13 protein-coding genes are annotated in these 18,099 nt (G+C 51.4%); 7 read left to right on the top strand and 6 right to left on the bottom strand.

Annotation, left to right across the window (positions count from 1 at the left end):
- The first annotated feature begins 76 nt into the window (after positions 1-76).
- Positions 77-769, top strand: a complete 693-nt coding sequence (locus Enr10x_RS08960; protein WP_145448817.1) for a phospholipase D-like domain-containing protein — start codon at positions 77-79, stop codon at positions 767-769.
- A 51-nt stretch (positions 770-820) separates the two neighbouring features.
- Positions 821-2,191 (top strand): sulfatase family protein, encoded by a 1,371-nt coding sequence (locus tag Enr10x_RS08955; protein WP_145448816.1) that lies wholly within the window; start codon positions 821-823, stop codon positions 2,189-2,191.
- Positions 2,192-2,202: 11 nt separating this feature from the next.
- On the opposite strand, the gene Enr10x_RS08950 is transcribed toward Enr10x_RS08955, so the two are convergent.
- Positions 2,203-2,724: a leucine-rich repeat domain-containing protein gene (locus tag Enr10x_RS08950; RefSeq protein ID WP_145448815.1), complete on the bottom strand. Its 522-nt coding sequence runs from the start codon at positions 2,722-2,724 to the stop codon at positions 2,203-2,205.
- Between the two features lie 176 nt (positions 2,725-2,900).
- Here Enr10x_RS08950 and Enr10x_RS08945 point away from each other — a divergent pair, with 176 nt between their 5' ends.
- The 3 genes from Enr10x_RS08945 to Enr10x_RS08935 all read left to right on the top strand — a co-directional run bounded on the left by Enr10x_RS08945 (position 2,901) and on the right by Enr10x_RS08935 (position 7,377).
- A complete protein-coding gene (locus Enr10x_RS08945) occupies positions 2,901-3,434 on the top strand; it encodes a peptide chain release factor family protein (RefSeq protein ID WP_145448814.1) in 534 nt (177 codons plus the stop codon).
- A gap of 146 nt (positions 3,435-3,580) precedes the next feature.
- Positions 3,581-4,993 (top strand): DUF58 domain-containing protein, encoded by a 1,413-nt coding sequence (locus tag Enr10x_RS08940; protein ID WP_145448813.1) that lies wholly within the window; start codon positions 3,581-3,583, stop codon positions 4,991-4,993.
- 53 nt (positions 4,994-5,046) lie between these two features.
- Complete coding sequence (locus tag Enr10x_RS08935; RefSeq protein WP_145448812.1) at positions 5,047-7,377, top strand: transglutaminase TgpA family protein; 2,331 nt, start codon at positions 5,047-5,049, stop codon at positions 7,375-7,377.
- Position 7,378: 1 nt separating this feature from the next.
- Here the strand turns inward: Enr10x_RS08935 and Enr10x_RS08930 are convergent, their stop codons facing one another.
- The 5 genes from Enr10x_RS08930 to Enr10x_RS08910 all read right to left on the bottom strand — a co-directional run bounded on the left by Enr10x_RS08930 (position 7,379) and on the right by Enr10x_RS08910 (position 14,345).
- Entirely contained in the window at positions 7,379-8,488 is a 1,110-nt protein-coding gene (locus Enr10x_RS08930) for an ABC transporter permease (protein WP_145448811.1), read from the bottom strand.
- 64 nt (positions 8,489-8,552) lie between these two features.
- On the bottom strand, positions 8,553-9,539 hold the full coding sequence (locus Enr10x_RS08925) for an ABC transporter permease (RefSeq protein ID WP_145109032.1): 987 nt from the start codon (positions 9,537-9,539) through the stop codon (positions 8,553-8,555).
- 113 nt (positions 9,540-9,652) lie between these two features.
- A complete protein-coding gene (locus Enr10x_RS08920; protein ID WP_145109035.1) occupies positions 9,653-11,614 on the bottom strand; it encodes a peptide-binding protein in 1,962 nt (653 codons plus the stop codon).
- 249 nt (positions 11,615-11,863) lie between these two features.
- A complete protein-coding gene (locus tag Enr10x_RS08915; RefSeq protein WP_145109038.1) occupies positions 11,864-12,301 on the bottom strand; it encodes a CAP domain-containing protein in 438 nt (145 codons plus the stop codon).
- A gap of 181 nt (positions 12,302-12,482) precedes the next feature.
- On the bottom strand, positions 12,483-14,345 hold the full coding sequence (locus Enr10x_RS08910; RefSeq protein ID WP_145109041.1) for an ABC transporter ATP-binding protein: 1,863 nt from the start codon (positions 14,343-14,345) through the stop codon (positions 12,483-12,485).
- 174 nt (positions 14,346-14,519) lie between these two features.
- On the opposite strand from Enr10x_RS08910, the gene Enr10x_RS08905 reads away from it, so the two are divergent.
- Positions 14,520-15,467: a glycoside hydrolase family protein gene (locus tag Enr10x_RS08905; protein ID WP_232093270.1), complete on the top strand. Its 948-nt coding sequence runs from the start codon at positions 14,520-14,522 to the stop codon at positions 15,465-15,467.
- 17 nt (positions 15,468-15,484) lie between these two features.
- On the top strand, positions 15,485-18,085 hold the full coding sequence (locus tag Enr10x_RS08900) for a ComEC/Rec2 family competence protein (RefSeq protein ID WP_145448809.1): 2,601 nt from the start codon (positions 15,485-15,487) through the stop codon (positions 18,083-18,085).
- The last annotated feature ends 14 nt before the right edge of the window (positions 18,086-18,099 follow it).

Raw genomic sequence — 18,099 nt, 5'->3', positions numbered from 1 at the left:
GCTACTATAAAAATTACGTGTGTATGACGGCATGCAGTCTTATTATATTCTAGTCTTCCAGCAGCAAGAGACCATAATGGATCGTTCACAAATTCGAAAGATGCTGCTGCAGACATTTGATGATTTCCAGATGACCCGCAGCGAACGATCCGCTCTGAGCCAGATCTTTGATCACCTGAACTTATCGGAACACCATCTGGCACTCATCCGTTCCGAAGCATTTCAGATCTTCAAAGACCAGCAGCCTGTTCCGGGCATGCGTGAGAAAAGTCTGGGTTGGCTGGAAGATGTCATGAAGATTCTGTCACGCCCCGCCAGTGAGGAATCGGCTGTCAAATCCGAAGCCTGGTTCAGCCCACACGACGAGTGTTCGCATCGTCTTTGTCGCATGATTGGCGCAGCGACCCGCAAAATCGATATCTGTGTATTTACCATCACAGATGACCGCGTCTCACAGGCGATTCAGGAGGCGCACCAGCGGCGAGTTCCCGTTCGAATCATCACCGATGATGACAAATCATTCGATCGGGGCTCCGATATCGACCGACTGTCGCAGGCCGGGATTCCGGTACGCATTGATCGCAGCCAGTATCATATGCACCATAAATTCGCGCTGTTTGATTCCGAATATGTGCTGACAGGCAGTTACAACTGGACCCGCAGCGCTTCTGAAAATAACGAAGAGAATTTCATCATCACCAACGATCCGGCGCTGCTGTTTCGTTTTGAAGCGGAGTTTGAAAAATTGTGGAATCAGTATGAGACTTAAGCTCTGCTTTCCCAAAATCATCAAACCACAGATCAGATAGAAAGTTTAACCATGAAAGTGCTCAGCCTGCTTAAATATCTGCTTCCTGCCATATTGATCCTTGCGCTGGGGAATCATTCCCTCCAGGCTCAAAACACACCGTCACGACCGAATGTGCTGGTCATCCTTGTCGACGATCTGGGGTATGGTGACTTAAGCAGCTACGGTGCGAAAGACTTGAAGTCACCACATATCGATCAACTGCTGAGCCGGGGGATGAAATTCAGCAACTTTTACGCGAACTGCCCCGTCTGCTCTCCCACCAGGGCCGCATTGCTGACAGGCCGTTATCAGGACATGGTCGGTGTCCCCGGTGTCATCCGCACACATCCGCAGAACAGTTGGGGCTACCTTGCTCCCTCCGCGGTCACACTGGCAGATGTCTTTCAAAAAGCCGGCTACCATACCGGGATGGTAGGTAAATGGCATCTGGGGCTGGAATCCCCCAATATCCCCAATGAGCGTGGCTTCGAATTCTTTCAGGGCTTCCTGGGGGACATGATGGATGACTATTATCACCATCGCCGTCATGATGTGAATTACATGCGTTTCAATCAGCGAGTAGTCGATCCCCAGGGGCACGCTACAGACCTGTTTACGGACTGGACTTGTGATTTCCTCAAACAGCAGGCGGGAGCGGAGAAGCCGTTCTTCCTCTACCTGGCTTACAATGCCCCCCACACTCCCATTCAGCCCCCGGAAGACTGGCTGCAGAAAGTCAAACAGCGCGAGCCGGATATCGAACCGAAGCGGGCGAAACTGGTGGCCTTGATCGAACACCTGGATGCGGGCATCGGTCAGGTGATTCAGACCCTGGACCAGACTGGATTAAGCGAAAATACGGTAGTCGTCTTCAGCTCGGATAACGGCGGACACCTGGAAGCGGGAGCGTATAACGGGAATCTGCGTGACGGCAAGCAAAGCATGTACGAGGGGGGGCTGAAAGTTCCCACGGGTGTCGTCTGGAAAGGTCACATCAAACCGAATACTGAGACCGACTTCATGGCGATGACCATGGACCTGTTTCCGACCGTCTGTGAAGCAGCCGGAGTCAAAGTACCTGCAGGCCTGGAATCTCAGAGCATCCTGCCCACACTGGAAGGAAAAACCCAGGCTCCACTGCGAAAACACTGGTTTTTTCGTCGACGTGAGGGGGGAAACCGCTATGGCGGTAAAACGATTGAAGCGGTCATCAGTGGCGACTGGAAGCTGCTGCAGAACAGTCCCTTTGCCCCACTGGAACTTTACAATCTGAAAGCGGATCCGCTGGAGACCCGGGATCTGGCGGAGAAGAACCGCAAAAAATTCAATGAGCTCTCGACTCTGTTACGTGCGGAAATTCAACGATACGGAACAGTCCCCTGGCAGAAACCGCTCAAGTAGACAGATCGGATTTACTTATAAATGGTCACGCCTTTGAGATTGGATTTGAGATCTTCAATCGTCTGTGGCTTGATCACGGTCCCATACAGAAAGATTTTCCGCAGTTTAGGAAAACGGGTAAGCTTGCTGACTTCCGCATCAGTAACGCGGGTATAGGACAGCTCCAGCGATTGAAGTCGGGGCAGGTCCTCGATCTTCTGGAGGCCTTTATCCGTCAGCATGGTGCCATGCAGGTTTAATGTTTCCAGGTAAGGCAGGTCTGACAGTTTATGCAGATCATTGTTTTTGATTTTGGCATCGGTCAGATCGATTTCCCGAACGGCGAAACCTCCTTCGGGAATTTTGGCGGTCGTATCGATGGGGAGATCGCTCTCGGCCGAGAGTACTTTTCCGCCCAGTTCCAGGACATATTCAGTGGCTGCTTGACTGTTAGCATCACGCTTTTTGCCACAACCGGTGATCAGTACAATAGTCAGGGCCAGGGAAAGCCCCCAGATGAACCTTGTTGAGACCGTTTGACGGGACCATGTCATGGCAAATTCCAGTTTCCGGATAAGATGTGGTTTCTATTAAAAAATTCTAGAGAATTCGTTTCAGAACCATCTATAATATTACATAAGATCATGCATCATAATCGGTTGCCACCGTTCTGTGAAGCTGGTTATAGAAAACTCTTGCCTTCTCCTGACTCAAAAAAGTGATACATAGAATGACATCAAATTCTCCTGATCTACTGGCGGATGAAATTCACCCTGCCTGCCTCAATCAGGATCTTTTACTGAAAGATTGCCAGATACAACACGTCCGCAGGTCCGGACCGGGGGGGCAGCATCGTAACAAGGTCGAAACCGGAGTGGTCATTAAACACCTCCCGACCGGGATTACCGCAGAGGCGGCTGAAAAACGACAACAGGGCCGCAATCGTTCCGTGGCACTGTTCCGGCTGCGCATCAGTCTGGCGATCGAGTGCCGATTACAGCATCTCGCAGAGGCTCCCTCAAAACTCTGGCAAAAGCGTATTTTAAACGGAACTCTCAAAGTCAATTCGGAGCATGAGGAGTTTCCGGCGTTACTGGCAGAGGCATTGGATGTGCTGGCTCGATTTGAGTTTGATCCGAAAGAGGCCAGCCAGTTTCTGTGTTGTACATCCTCTCAATTAATCAAATTTTTAAAGAAAGAACCCCGGGCCTTTGCCTGGGTGAATATGAAACGCCAGGCTGCGGGTATGCATGCGCTCAAATAATGGTGTCTTTACCATAACGGGGCTGATCGCGGGGTCTTTGCCAGCATGGACCTTTGAATGAAGACTGGTAGAATAGATTCTGGCCTGTTCATCATTCAGGTGAAAATAATGGAATTTCAGACACGGTGAAAAGCAGCTGACAATTTATGATTGAATTTTTCCACCTCGTATGGCGCAAACGGGCTCAACTGGGCCCCTGGCTGATATTAATGCTCTTTGGGAGCATTCTCTTCAAGTACACCTACGATGCTCCCCTGACTCTCGGACAGTTTCACCATAACCTCCCCCTGCTGCTCAGGTTCATCGCGGGGGGAATCGTTCTGGGGGGGCTCTATCAGGTCCTGCTGGTAATTTTCCCGGGACTGCAGAAATACCAGTTCAAACGAATTGGCAGGAACCGTGTCTCGTTGCCCCGCGATGGAATTGTGTACCTGCTGATGATGACCGTGCTCTTCGTCGGATCGGTACTTTCACGGGAAAACATGCTGATGCTGGTCTTTGCCATGATGACCGGCCCCTTTGTGCTGAACGGCTGGATCACCTACAGCATGTTAAAGCATATTCATCTCAAACGGCTGATCCCACAGCGGGTGATGGTTGGAGAAACATTCACTGCAGAAATTATCCTGGAAAATAATAAAAAGATACTGGCAGCACATCTGATGGAAGTCACCGATGAAGTCGTCAATGGCGATGACGAGTTGAGTCCCTCGGTGGTTTTCCGCAGGGTCGGTCCTCGACAGCAGGTTTCCGCGCACTATTCAGCGAAGCTCATGCGGCGGGGAATTTATGAATTCGGCCCACTCCAGGTTTCCACCCGCTATCCCCTGGGGCTCGTCAAACGTGGGGCTGTCTTCGCCGAATACAGCGAACTCATCGTACATCCGCAGATTGGCAGATTAAGTTCAAAGTGGGCAGATGACTTTTTCTCGATCGCTGAAGTCGCACAACAGAGTCGCAGCCGCAAGGGGGTTTTCGATGATGAATTCAACCATATTCGTGAATACCGGACTGGAGACAGCCAGCGTGCCATCCACTGGAGGAGTTCCGCCCGCCAGGGGGAACTGATGGTGCAGGAATACCATCAGAACCGGAATTATGACCTGATTATCGGCCTGGATCTGTGGCTGCCTGCCTACCCAAATGAAGCACAGTCGGAACGGATTGAATGGGCCATCAGTTTCATTGGCACGTTGTGCCGGGAGCATTTACGTTACAGTCGTGATACGAAACTGACCCTCGTTTCACAGGGAAAGACGTTGGAGTCTCTGGAAGTGGGAATCGGCTCTCAGGGACTGGAATATCTGTTGGATTTTCTGGCGACTTTGCAGCCAGGTAAATCAACCGTCAAAAAAGAATTTCCCAAACTGGTCTCAGAAGCCAGTACGCATCGTTCCCGGACGGTATTAATCACAACCCGCAGCGAACAGGAGTTGCCCAAACGGGAACGCCTGCAAAACTGCTTTGAAGAACCGGGGAATGAACTCAGTGGACAGTGGAGACTGATCGAAGCTGATCCTGAAATCCTTTCCCGCTGGCTGGTATTGGAGACCAGTTGATCCGCAGAGTGGATCATCCAGACGATACGCCATCAGATAGAGAAGATTGCCAGGTGAATTTAACTCTCATTTTTCAGATCAGTGTTTACTGTCTTATCGCTTTGTCCAGTTTCATGTTCATGCTGGCTGAAGGAGGGCTGTTTCCACAACTGCTGACAATTCCCCTGGGGCTGATCACGCTGTTTTTCACAGACCGCTGGCATAAGTTCAGCTTGAGTCCCCTGTGGGCCAACATCCTGGGGCTGGTCGCGTTTTTGTTTGTCTGTCGAGAGTTTGTTGCCAACATTGAAGGACGCCTGCTGGCCGGTGCGCATTTTCTGGTCTATCTGACCTGGATCATCCTGCTGCAAAAGAAAGGGGATACACAGTACTGGTGGTTGTTTGCGCTGGGATTCCTGCAGATCGCGGTTGGGGCGGTACTGACCGAATCCGGCTATTATGGCATCCTGCTGGTAATCTATCTGTTCCTGGCCTTCTGGTCGCTGACAGTCTTCTCGATTTATCGAACTGATAAAACCTTCGCCAGTCAGAGTGAGGAGTCGCTGCCGCCTCTTCCCCGTCCCACGGTCGCAACGAGTATTGCTTCTCCTTTTCACAGACCCAGCCAGGTCCAGGACGGGATTCAGTCGGATCAGTCCAGAAAATGGATTACTGCTGAGTTTATCTGGTCCTCGATCGGCTGTTCGATCAGTGCCCTGATCATTTCCATGTGCTTCTTTCTCTTAATTCCACGCCTGTGGGTCAATCGTTCTTTTTTCAACAATGAAACTCTGGAGGCGGAAAAGCAGCCTCTGGTCGGGTTTACGGAAAAAGTCCAGCTTGGCGAAATGGGGGAAATCCTGGAGAGCTCGGAGCGGGTGCTGGAAGTGGCCATCTACGACAACCAGACAGATGAAGCAGTGCCGGTCATGGATTTTGTCAGAAAATATGGCATGGAAGAGCCCTTGTTCCGCGGGGCGGTACTTTTCACTTATGAAAACGGCAGCTGGAGCCGATTCAGACGGCATACCCAGTATGGACTCCCTAACTCCCGGGAACTGGAAAAATACGGGATTAAAGATCTGTACCGTCAGGAAATCGTAATGGAATCGATCGGAACCAACGTTCTGTTTGTCCTGCAACCCGTTGTCGGAATGGACATGACAGGTAAAACGGAAAATTTCTTTAACGAAGATACGCTCGAGATCCGTCAGACAGATCCCCCGGAAATGGACGGTAATACCAGGTACACAGTCTATACAGCCAAAAAGCTGGATGAGAATTACCTGATGAACAATCTCGATCTGGAGAATGAGTATCTTGAATTGCCGGAAAGAGATTTAAGGCGGTTGATCAAATATACCCAGCAGCTGATCGCCTCCCATCCGGAACTGAAAACGGACGAGGCGAAAGCGAAATTTCTGGAATCGCATTTACGTGATTCCGGAGAATTCAGTTACACGCTTAACATGTCGATTGTCGATCCTGAAATCGATCCGGTCGAAGACTTTCTGTTCAATCGCAAAGCGGGACATTGTGAATACTATGCATCGTCACTGGCATTAATGCTGCGGGCGATCAAAATCCCTACCCGCGTGATCAGTGGTTTTAAAGGCGGTGATACCAGTTACTTATCGAATCGGTTTGAAGTTCAGCAGCGTTATGCCCATTCCTGGGTTGAAGCGTTCGTGAACGGGCATTGGGAGACCCTGGACGCGACTCCCAGCCTGGAACGTGCAGAAATGGTAGCCCAGAGTGCGGCTTCGTTGAGCAGCTGGAAAGGTGTGTCGAAATTTTTCTCCCAGTTCTGGACCGATTATGTAATTGGCGTCTCCTTCCAGCGGCAGAAGGCCGCTTTTTACGATCCCCTGCTCCAGGCCGGTAAGAAAATCGGCAAGCGTCTGCTCGATATCCGTACAACGACCGTGGCCATGTTCCAGTCGGTCAAAAAATTTCTCTCCTCTCCCCGTCGCTGGTTCAGCTGGGAAGGCGCCGCGGCCGTGTTTATTATTGCGGGACTCTTTTTCGGTTTGAAGTGGCTGGGACAGGTCTTAATTCGGTTCTTCCGTAAACTGTTCGCCCAGGACCAGGATCAGGCGAACAAAATGCGTTCGGCACAGATCGCATTTTATGAACGGTTTCAGAAACTACTGGCAAGGAAAGGGATGATTCGGAAACAGGCAGAGACGCAACAGGAGTTTTCCCGTCACGTCAAAGCAGACCTGAAGCGGGAATTAACGCAGGCACATCTGGATGATTATCCGGATGAAATTGCCCGGCTTTACTATCAGGTCCGCTATGGAGACCATCCGCTGGAACCGGACCAGTCGCACGACGTCGATCAGAAACTGACGGCATTGGAGACCATCCTGACGGAACAGGAAAAGGCGACGGTCAAGCAGTAGATCAGGCGTCCCGCAGGCGGGGATCTGATGCTTCCTGCAGGCCTTCACCGATCAGGTTATATGCCAGTACAGCCATAAAGATGGCCATGCCCGGGAAGAAGATCAACCACCACATATTCAGATTCTGTCGCCCCAGGTTCAGCAGTGTGCCCCAGCTCGGGTTAGGAGGCGGAGCTCCAAAGCCCAGAAAGCTGAGCCCGCTTTCAATCAGGATCGCGGCTGCGATTCCAAAGGTGATGGGGACCAGCACCGGTGCCAGTGAGTTCGGCAGGATATAACGGAAAATAATCCGAAACTGCCCGACACCTGTGGTTTTAGCCGCCAGCACGAAATCGCTTTCTCGCAGCTTCATGAATTCGGCCCGGGCCAGGCGGGCAATCCCGGTCCAGCCGGTACAACCTATGATGGCCATCATATGCCAGATCGTGGGATTATCGATGATCGCGATGATCGCCAGGATCAGAATCAGAGTGGGAATACACATTACGACTTCGATCAACCGACTGAGCCCCATATCAATCCATTTGCCGTAAAAACCGGCGAGTGCCCCCACGATGATACCAATGACGCCCGCAATGCCCATCGAAACAAAACCGACTGACAGGGCAATCGTGGTCCCGTGGACCATTTGTGCAAAAACATCCACGCCGCGCTGATCGGTACCAAACCAGTTGCGCAGACTGGGAGCCCCATTATCCTGTGTCGGGTTGCCTGGCAGATCTTTCCATTCGTTGTCATACACGCGGCGATACGGATCCTGATAGACCAGAGGCCAGATAGCCCAGCTCTCCGGATCTTTTTCTTTCAGGTTTTTAGGGTAGCGGTTGCGAAACCGGTCCTTGTAGAAGATCGGATTTTCCCATTCGCGTCGAAAGTACCCCATCGCGGGAAAGTAGATGTGCCCCTTGTATTCACAGACAATCGGCTTGGTCCCGGCAATCGCGGGAGCAAACACGGCGACCAGGCAGAGAAAGCCGATGTAGAACAAAGCAATCATCGCCATTTTACGATGCTTGAAACGCTGCCAGGTTTCTGCCCAGAAACTGGGAGATTTTTTGACCGGTTTCTGCTTTTCGGCTGTTTTCTGGTCGGTATCAGATTTCTGTTCCATGATGATCTATTACTTAAAAGAAATCAGTTTCAGTGTTAATCCGTGGTTGATTTCAGAGGCCGCATCAATGATCGGAGATTTTGACCCGGGGGTCAGCCACTGCATAGAAGATGTCTGCCAGCAGTTGTCCCGCCAGAGTCATGATGGAAAACATCAGTGTCAAACCCATAATCGTGGGGTAATCCCGCTCCAGAATTGATTCAAAATAGAGCTGTCCCATTCCCGGCCAACTGAAGATCCGCTCGATAATCACCGAGCCCCCCAGGAGGGAAGGCAACGTGAGACCGATCAGTGTCACCAGCGGAATCAAGGTGTTGCGGAACGCGTGTTTGACCAGCACAGTCACGGGGCCGAGTCCCTTGGCACGCGCGGTACGAATGTAGTCCTGGCGGAGGACTTCATGCATGTTGGCTCGGATGAACCGGCTGTAGTAAGCCAGACTGCCGTAGGTGTAACAGATGATGGGCATCAACGCGTGTTTGAAAATATCCCAGACCTGTTGGATTGTGGACAGGGAGCTGTAATTATCACTCCTCATGCCATACAGAGGCAGCAAACCCAGTTTATTTGCCAGATAGATCTGCAGAAACAGCGCGGCAACAAAACTGGGGAATGAATACAGCATGTATAAAAGTGTGCCGATCGTTCGTTCGTCGAGATGTCCCTGGCGGGCGGAAGAGTACAGGCCCATCGGGATTGCCAGCAGGTAGGTTAGAAAGAGAGAGCTGACTGAGAGGATCAGTGTGGGCCCGATCCGCTCTCTGATCAGACGCGCAACAGGTTGTTTTCGGGAGATCGATCGCCCGAAGTCAAGCTGGCAGACATTTTTGACCCATAATACGTATGCTTCCGGCCAGGGCTTATCGAGTCCGTAAGCTTTCTTCATCCGTTCAATATCCGCGGGGTTCAGCTCTTTGCCAGGGTCAATCATCGCCATCGCATTTGAGATGGGAGAGCCGGGCATATTGCGGATCAGTCCGAAGATAATAAACGTAATCAGCGTAAGTGTGATTAACCCGATGAAGAGTCTACGCACGAGGTAACTGAACATGCTATTGAATCAATCCCTTATCAGAATCAACAAAAACAGTAGTCCTCTTTCCGTCGCAGGCTGACCATGTAGTCAGTCTGCAGACGGATCGATTCAGGGCAGCAATACGCAGACTATTTGCTGACAGGCTTCCAGAGACTGCCAAAGCCGGGGCCGTATCCATAAGGGCCACGAGGGCTGAAGACGTACCCGCGTAAGTCTTTGTTGAAGCCGTAGAAGGAATTCCGGAAGTAGAGCCATGTGTAGGGCTGATCCTCGTAGAGAAGCTTGTGGATTTTCCCGTAGATCTCAGCACGTTTCTCTTTGTCGAATTCCCGCCGTCCTTCCTCAAACAGTTTGTCGACTTCTGGATTCGAGTATTGTCCATAATTACGACCAGCGCCGGTTTTCCAGAGGTTGATCGAAGTATCCGGATCGGTGCCGGTTCCCCAACCACCGAACATCGCCTGGAACTGATGCTTGCGTGCCTTTTCCTGCATCACGGTGAATTCGGTCTGTTTGACTTCACAGATAATCCCGATCTGATCCAGGTTCTCTTTGAGCAGCGTACAGATCGATAGCGACAGAGGACGGTTAGCGGTCATAATGCTGAAGCGGAACGGGATCGTCTTCCCGTCGAATTCTTTATCGCGGATCCCGTCGCCGTCATGGTCGATCCAGCCGGCTTCGTCGAGCAGTTGCTCGGCTTTCTTCAGATCCTGGTGAAACGGCTTGGTCATCGGCTTGGGAGCCATCCAGGCGGTTTCGTGGAAAATACCGGTACAAGGCTGATAAAGACCGTAGCAGAGCTCGTCCAGCATCTCTTTATGATTGAAAGCATACGCCATTGCCGTCCGGACTTTTTTGTCCTGGAAGAAGAGTGTTTCACAGTTCCAGCCAAAGTAGAAATAGACCCACTCCAGACCATTGGCTTTCGTGCAGGTCTTATAGAAATCGTCCCCCTCAGTCTGGGTTTTCCAGAGTTCGGGATTGAGGGCCATCTCATCAATCTCACCTTTTTTGAGGGCGAGCAGTGCCGTGTTGGGGTCTTCGATGATCCGCAGGCGGACCCGTTCAAAGTAGGGACGGCTGCGAACCTGCTTGCCATCCTGCATGTACCAGCCCTCTCGGCGTCTGAGCAGAATTTCCTGTCCCCTCACCCGTTTTTCAATTTCATAAGGACCACCCGTCACAGGATTGTTTTCATACTTGACGTGATATTCACTGTCCTGCAGAGTCGGATCGGTATCCAGTTCTTTCTCGTAGATGTGCTTGGGGATAATCGGGAAGTTCAGATTCCAGACGTTGGTCGGCAGCGCTTCCTTATGGAAGTAGACCAGCGTCTGGTCATCATAAGCTTCAATCCAGCGGATCTGGTCGGTTCCCGAGCGGACGGCTGGAACAGGGACTGCTGGATTCATGATGGTTTTGAAGGAAAACACAATGTCATGAGCGGTGATCGGCGTGCCGTCTGACCAGGTCAGGTCATCCCGCATGACCACTTTGTCGTACTTGTTATCTTCACTGGTCTGCCAGGAAACGACGGTATCTGAAACTGCAAACGGTCGGAAATTCCAGTCAAAACTGAAGAGACCAAAACCGGTCAGTGAACCGACTTCAAACTCGACTGCGGAACTGCCCATGATGGGATTCGTACTTTTCATGTCGGCACCGACATGCCGATTGATGGTTGCCCCCCAGTCGACGACTTCGTCATTTTCCGGAAGACGCCCGAGTGCACTCAGAATCTTTTCATTGATATCCTGGTTGGTATTTTTCAGCTTCAGTGCCTCGTCCACGCTGACCAGCTGCTTTTCCTTGCTCTGACGCTCGCGTAACAGCTCGAGACTGTCCAGTACCGGCTGTTCCTTCCATTTTACTTTTGCATCGAGATCCGCGAGTGAAGGGGCATCGAAGGGTTCCAGGAGTGGTTCCAGAGGTGACTTTTCCGTTTCTGTTTCCGATCCGTTTTCTGAACTTTCACTCGTTTCGGCATTCTCGCTTGACGAATTCGGTACCGGACCGGGGCACCCTGTCAGGCAGAAGGTAAGTAAGATAGTCAAAAGCAATCGATTCAGGGCAGATACGTCGTACATGGATATTCCTTCAATTACTCCATTGGATCGTCGGGAAAATCACGGGAGGATTTAATTAGGGGTTCCAGAAATCTGACAAAACAGATCCTGCGAGCTAGTTGTAGTGGATTGTCGCAGACTGTGTCAAATAGAACAAGGCTGATTCTGGTTTTAAAGGCAAGTTGTATCTAGACTTACCATCAACCAAAATCAGCCTGATTCAGTTTCAGCTTCGATTGTGATCCCTGAAATTGCTTCAGGGAGCGAATCTTATTTGAACACTCCTACCCAGTAGTGTTGCCCATTGCGGACCATGTAACCAAAACCAACCTGTGTGCCGGTCAGCATGATGGAATGGTGTGCGGGAGAAGCAATCCAGCCGTTCACGGCGGAAGCAGCTGTTGTGGGGCCCTGGAAGATAATTTCCGGCCAGGGGAGACTACTGTGCTGATAGTAGCCAGTGTCTGCCATCCAGGTGGCATGTTCTTGAGCCTGCAGGCACATTTTGGTATTCAGTTTCAGGGCAGGCATGCCGTTGCGGGCACGTTCCTGGTTGTGAAGTTTGAGCAGTTTCTGAATGGTTGGATGTTTGATCAACCAGTCATGCTCTCCCTCTTTCTTTTCCTGCTCTTCAGAAAAAGCCGGCTGAATCAACAGCAGGCACATCAGACTTGCAAACGCGACTCTCCATAATGGTTTTATAGTCATAATCCCTATTCCTAGTCCTTCCCTATAGGATGCTAAAATGTGGGGCCGGCGTAAACTTTGCCGGTCCCGTAACCTAAGGGGCAAGGTTAGCAACGGTAAAACGACTGGTCTACTGATCGGGAAGCAGAAATTTGAGATCTCAGATCATATCGATAAATCCACATATCATTCAGTGTTTGTGCTAAGGATGCTGCTTTTTTCTATGTTCAACTCGGAGCTTGATTTGCGCCAAGTCATCGGTTGGCACTGAGTCGATGAGGCGCTTTGTATACTCCTGCTGAGGAGCCTGGTAAATCAGTTCTGAAGGACCTACTTCGACCAGTTTTCCCTGATTCATCACCGCCATCATGTCTGACATGAACTTCACAACGCTCAAATCATGGCTGATGAAAATATAGGTCAGGTTATGCTGCTCCTGTAGATCCTTGAGCAGGTTCAAGACCTGCGCCTGTACTGAAACATCGAGCGCAGAAACGGACTCATCGCAGATAATGAATTCCGGTTCCACTGCGAGCGCACGGGCGATGGAAATACGCTGCCGTTGTCCTCCGGAAAATTCATGCGGATAGCGATCCAGATAGTCGACCGACAGTCCGACTTCTTCCAGTAGCGCCGCAGCACGATCGCGGCGGTCCTGTTTGGAACTCCCCAGTTGATGTGCGATCATGGATTCGGTAATGATTGTCGAGATCATCATTCGTGGATTTAAAGAGCTATAGGGATCCTGAAAAATAATCTGCACTTTGCGACGAAACGGTTTTCTGTCCAGGCGACTCATGTGAGCCAGGTCGTTTCCTTCGAGCAGAATCCTGCCATGCGATACGGGGGCCAGGCCGACGATCGCTTTCCCGGTCGTGGTTTTACCACAGCCGGATTCCCCGACCAGCCCCAGAGTCTGTCCGCGATAGATGTTCAGGGAAATGCCATCGACGGCTTTGACATGATCGACCGTCCTGCGCAGGACGCCACTTTTGATCGGATAATGCACGTGCAGGTTATCCAGGCACAACAGCGGTTTTTCGCCGGGCTGAACGAACTCCGATTCAGGGAGTTTCTGGACGGTCTCCCATTCATGGCCAATCGTCTCCAGTTCGGAGCGCGGATGTAACAATCGGGGACGTCCCTGCGTGGTCAGCTTGAAAAAGCGGCTTTCATCGAACTCTTTTTCTTCAATCTGGTATTCACCCGGGGCTGTCTCTTCAAAATCCATGAAGTCAGATACGGTGGGCAGTCTTTTAAATGTCGTATCGAGTGCAGGACGACAGGCAAGCAGCCCTTTGGTATAAGGGTGCTCTGCATTTTCGAAGATCTCCAGCACCGGCTTGTATTCTACCAGTTTGCCACGGAACATGACGGCAACGTCATCCGCAATCTCCGCGATGACGCCCAGGTCATGGGTGATAAACAACACCGACATGCCCCGTTCATCCCGGAGTTTGCGAATCAGATTCAGAATTTGCGCCTGGATCGTTACATCCAGGGCGGTCGTCGGCTCGTCGGCAATGAGCAGTTCCGGGTTGCAGCTCAAAGCCATTGCGATCATGACACGCTGTTTTTGTCCCCCCGACATTTCATGCGGATAACTGTAAAAACGACGTTCGGGTTCCAGAATCCCGACTTCATGAAACAATTCGATGGTCCGCTGTTTTGCTTCGGATTCACTCACTTTCTGGTGCAAAATAATGGTTTCCATCACCTGCTTTCCCACGCGAAAGACCGGATTCAACGAAGTCCCCGGCTCCTGAAAGATCATACTGATTTCGCGACCGCGGATCGTTCGCATCTCCGGATCGGGTAGTTTGACCAGATCTTTTCCCAGAAAGGAAATGGAGCCGGCATCGATTTTAGCTGCGGTGTCGGGCAGCAGTTTCATGATTGACAGTGAGGTGACGGACTTCCCTGAACCGGATTCCCCCACCAGGCCCAAGGTCTTGCCCTTTTCAATATGGATCGTTAAATCTTCGACGGCCTTGACCACACCGCGACTGGTGTGAAAGTAGGTCTTGAGCCCCTGAATGTCGAGCAAAGTTGTAGACTCTGTCATGGGATTTCCTCTTGAAATCTATGGCATCACATAAGTATTGATCAGGTGGATCCGAATTCCCCTGTCGCTCTTTTGTAATTTGAAAAGCGATCTGCGTATAATAGCGAAACTCCGACGAGTTGGCAGTGGAAACACCAGAAACCTGACGATTGTAGGAAAATGAGCCGAAACACGATGAAACGCACTTTGACTGTAATCTTTTCTCTCCTGTTCTTTCAAGCCCTGCTGTTACCCAGCCTGGATCGGGCCGCCCACGCTGAGGAGATTTCCTTTCCGGATGAACTAACGAAATTCAAACCCTATCCGCATAATCCCCTCTTCGAAGGCCAGGGGCCGGGACATTGGGATGTCAAAATCCGTGAACGCGGCTGGATTATGAAGGAAGGCGATTTATATCACCTCTGGTTTACCGGCTATGACGGTACCCGGGCTGGTCTGAAAAAGCTGGGCTATGCCTGGTCCTACGATGGCATTCACTGGACGCGGCCCCCCTGTAACCCCGTCTATCAAAAGCACTGGGTCGAAGATATGATGGTGATCAAGCATGAAGGCACCTACCATATGTTTGCCGAGGGTAAGCACGACATTGCCCATCACCTGATTTCGAATGACGCCGTCAACTGGAAACGAATTGGACCTCTGGACGTGCGTCTGTCCAATGGGAAACCGATCCCGGAAGGTCCCTATGGGACCCCTGTTGTGTGGTACGAAAATGGACAGTGGTATTTGTTTTATGAGCGCCGCGATGCCGGTATCTGGCTGGCCCGTTCCCCTGATATGAAAGTCTGGACGAATCTGAATCAGGATCAGCCCGTCATGCAGCCCGGACCGGGTACTTACGATCAGAAAATGGTCGCGATGAACCAGTTGATTAAGTACAAAGGGACCTACTACATGGTCTTTCATGGTACGGCTGCTGCCCAAAAGCCCTCGCTCTGGACCACGAACCTGGCAGCCTCCAAAGATCTGCTGCACTGGGTGAAATACCCGGGGAATCCACTGACAAAACCGGAAGCGAATCAATCCAGCGGTCTGTTGATTCCGGAAGGAAACGAGTTTCGATTTTATACCATGCATGGCAAAGTCGATCTGCATTTGCCCCAGGCTGCTCACGCTGACTGACTCAGGAAAAACAGCACATGAACGATTCTTCTCGGGAACGACCATCAGCCTTGGTACCTGAGAAGGAGAATGGTCTCACAGGTTTTGCCCGATCGCCGGCGTTAACTGTTCTGATTGCGTTGGCATGCGGTATCCTGGCAGACGCATACAACCCGCTATCACTGGGGGAGTGGATCAGTTTCAGCAGTCTGGCAGCGTTTCTCTGGTGTCTGGCCTTTTATCAGAAAAGAAACACCGTTTCCGCCTGTCTGCTGCTTGTGCTGCTCTTCTGCATGGGAGGCTTGCGACATCATATTTTCTGGTTCTGTCACGCCCCCAACCACATCAGTCGGGTTTTTGACAGCAGATTAAACACGGAAGACGCGAGTCATCTGGTGCGTGTAACGGGAGTGGTCAATTCAACGCCGCAGACAAAGATTCCTGATGACGAGGAGCAGTTTAACCCGGACCAGCCTCAGCAGAGGACAACACTGATACTTTCCTGTCAAAAACTGAATACGGGGCAGGCAAAACTCCCGGTTTCCGGAAATGTGCTGGTGACGATCTATGATCCCGCGGATCCCGGGAAATCGGTCCCCTACTCTATGGGGGACACGATTGAAGTCTGTGGAAAATTAAAACGAATCAGCGGCAGACGCAATCCACGAGATTTTGATTTCAGTCAGTACTATCGTAAACAACAGATCGAAGCCCGACTCACAGTCCAATCCTCAGAGGCCATCCTCGTTACAGCGCAAACAGCTGACTGGTCCTGGAATGCAGTGCGTCATCACCTGCACGACAGCGTGAGACAGAATATTCTGCGGCATACTTCGGGAGAATCACAAGGTGTCGCTCTGGCACTGTTACTGGGAGATCGTTCCAGTTTGAGTCCCGAGGTCCGACAGAATTTCAGTCGCTCCGGACTGGTTCATTTTCTGGCAATCTCAGGACTGCATATTGGTTTTTTCAGTGTCGCCGTCTGGAGTCTCTGTCATGTGTTCAACCTGCCGCGCAAGACAGCCGTCGGTCTGCTGGTGCTGGCAATCGGGTTCTATCTTTCGATCATTGAAATCCGTCCCCCGGTGTTGAGAGCAGCGTCCTTTTGTATTCTGGTGGTACTGGGCCTGATTAACTGGCGCACAATTACGACAGTCAACCTGGTCTGTATCTCGGCTTTGATAATCCTGCTCATCAATCCCACGGATCTGTTTGATCCCGGGACGCAATTATCTTTTCTGGCTGTCGCGGCGATCCTCTGGACGGTACAACAGGATTTTTATCAGAAACCGTTCGCGCAAGCCTGGATCCCGTTGCGCTGGCAGATTCTGGCAAGCGATCCGGTATTACAAACTCCTCTGCAAGGGATTCTGCTTCGCTTGTTCCGTATGTTTTACAGCGTCTTTCTCATCACAATGATGATCTGGATCCTGACCGCCCCACTGGTCATGTTTTATTTCAATCTACTGGCCCCTGTCGGATTGTTGATCAATACGCTGATCTTTCCGTTTCTGTTCCTGGTATTATCGCTGGGGTATCTGTTGATCTTTGTCGGCCCCTTTCTGCCCTGGGGGACGAATCTGTTTGGATATTGCTTCGACAGCAGCTTATCCATGCTGCTGGGGATCGTCGACTTCACCGCGAAAATCCCTGGCGGGCACTACGAGTTACCCTCTCCCCCGATCTGGTGGCTCATTGGTTATTACACCTTTCTATTGCTGGCAGTATCACCGATCAAGATCAGAAATGCCGTTTTCTCACCAGTCTGGCTGCGTAAAACACGACTTGCACTGGCCCCATGCTGGATGATTGGGGGATTGCTGCTGCCCATCATGGTCCCGGACAGGCCGGCGCTGAACTGTACTTTTATCGCCGTCGATCACGGAGCGGCCATCCTGATTGAAGCACCAGCAGGGCACACGGTACTCTACGATGCCGGTTCCATGACACCCGTCAATCAGACCTATGACAAGATCCGGAAAACACTGCTGGAGCACGGAATACGCCGTGTGGATCTACTGTTGATCTCACATGCAGACCGGGACCACTATAATGCCGCTTCCCGGTTAATTGAAAATCAGTATGTCAGGGCCGTGGGCTTTCCCGGGGCTTTTCTGGAACACCGGCAACCCGGTGCCGTTGAACTGAGTGAGCTGGCCGAAAACACACCGCTGCCCGTTGATTTGATCAGTAAAGGCGATCGGCTGGATCTCGGTTCAGGGGCCTTGCTTCAGGTCCTGCATCCCTCGCTGACCGATGTTTTTGAAGAGGACAATCCTGCCAGTCTGACGGTTCTGATCTCATACCGCGGACGTAAAATTCTGCTGCCAGGCGACCTGGATGGCAAAGGGTTGCAGAACCTGCTCGCTCACATGAGTCCCGGGCCGATCGACGTACTGCTCTCCCCTCATCACGGCAGCCGGACAGCCAATTCCCGTGAGTTGGCAGAATGGGCCAGTCCGGACTTTGTGATTGTGAGTGGTGGCAAGCCGCAAAACATACCATACTTAAAGCACGTCTATTCGCCAGAGACGACGGTTTACACGACAGCTACAGACGGGGCGGTCAATTGTCGTATCAGTTCTGACGGGCACCTGACAGTGCAAACTTTTCGCACCTGGGCCACTTTGGCACATTGATTCCGTCGCTGGAA

The sequence above is a fragment of the Gimesia panareensis genome (assembly GCF_007748155.1).
Lineage (GTDB): Bacteria > Planctomycetota > Planctomycetia > Planctomycetales > Planctomycetaceae > Gimesia > Gimesia panareensis.
The sequence above is the reverse complement of the archived record's forward strand: the minus strand, read 5'-3'. Positions and strand labels throughout refer to the sequence as shown.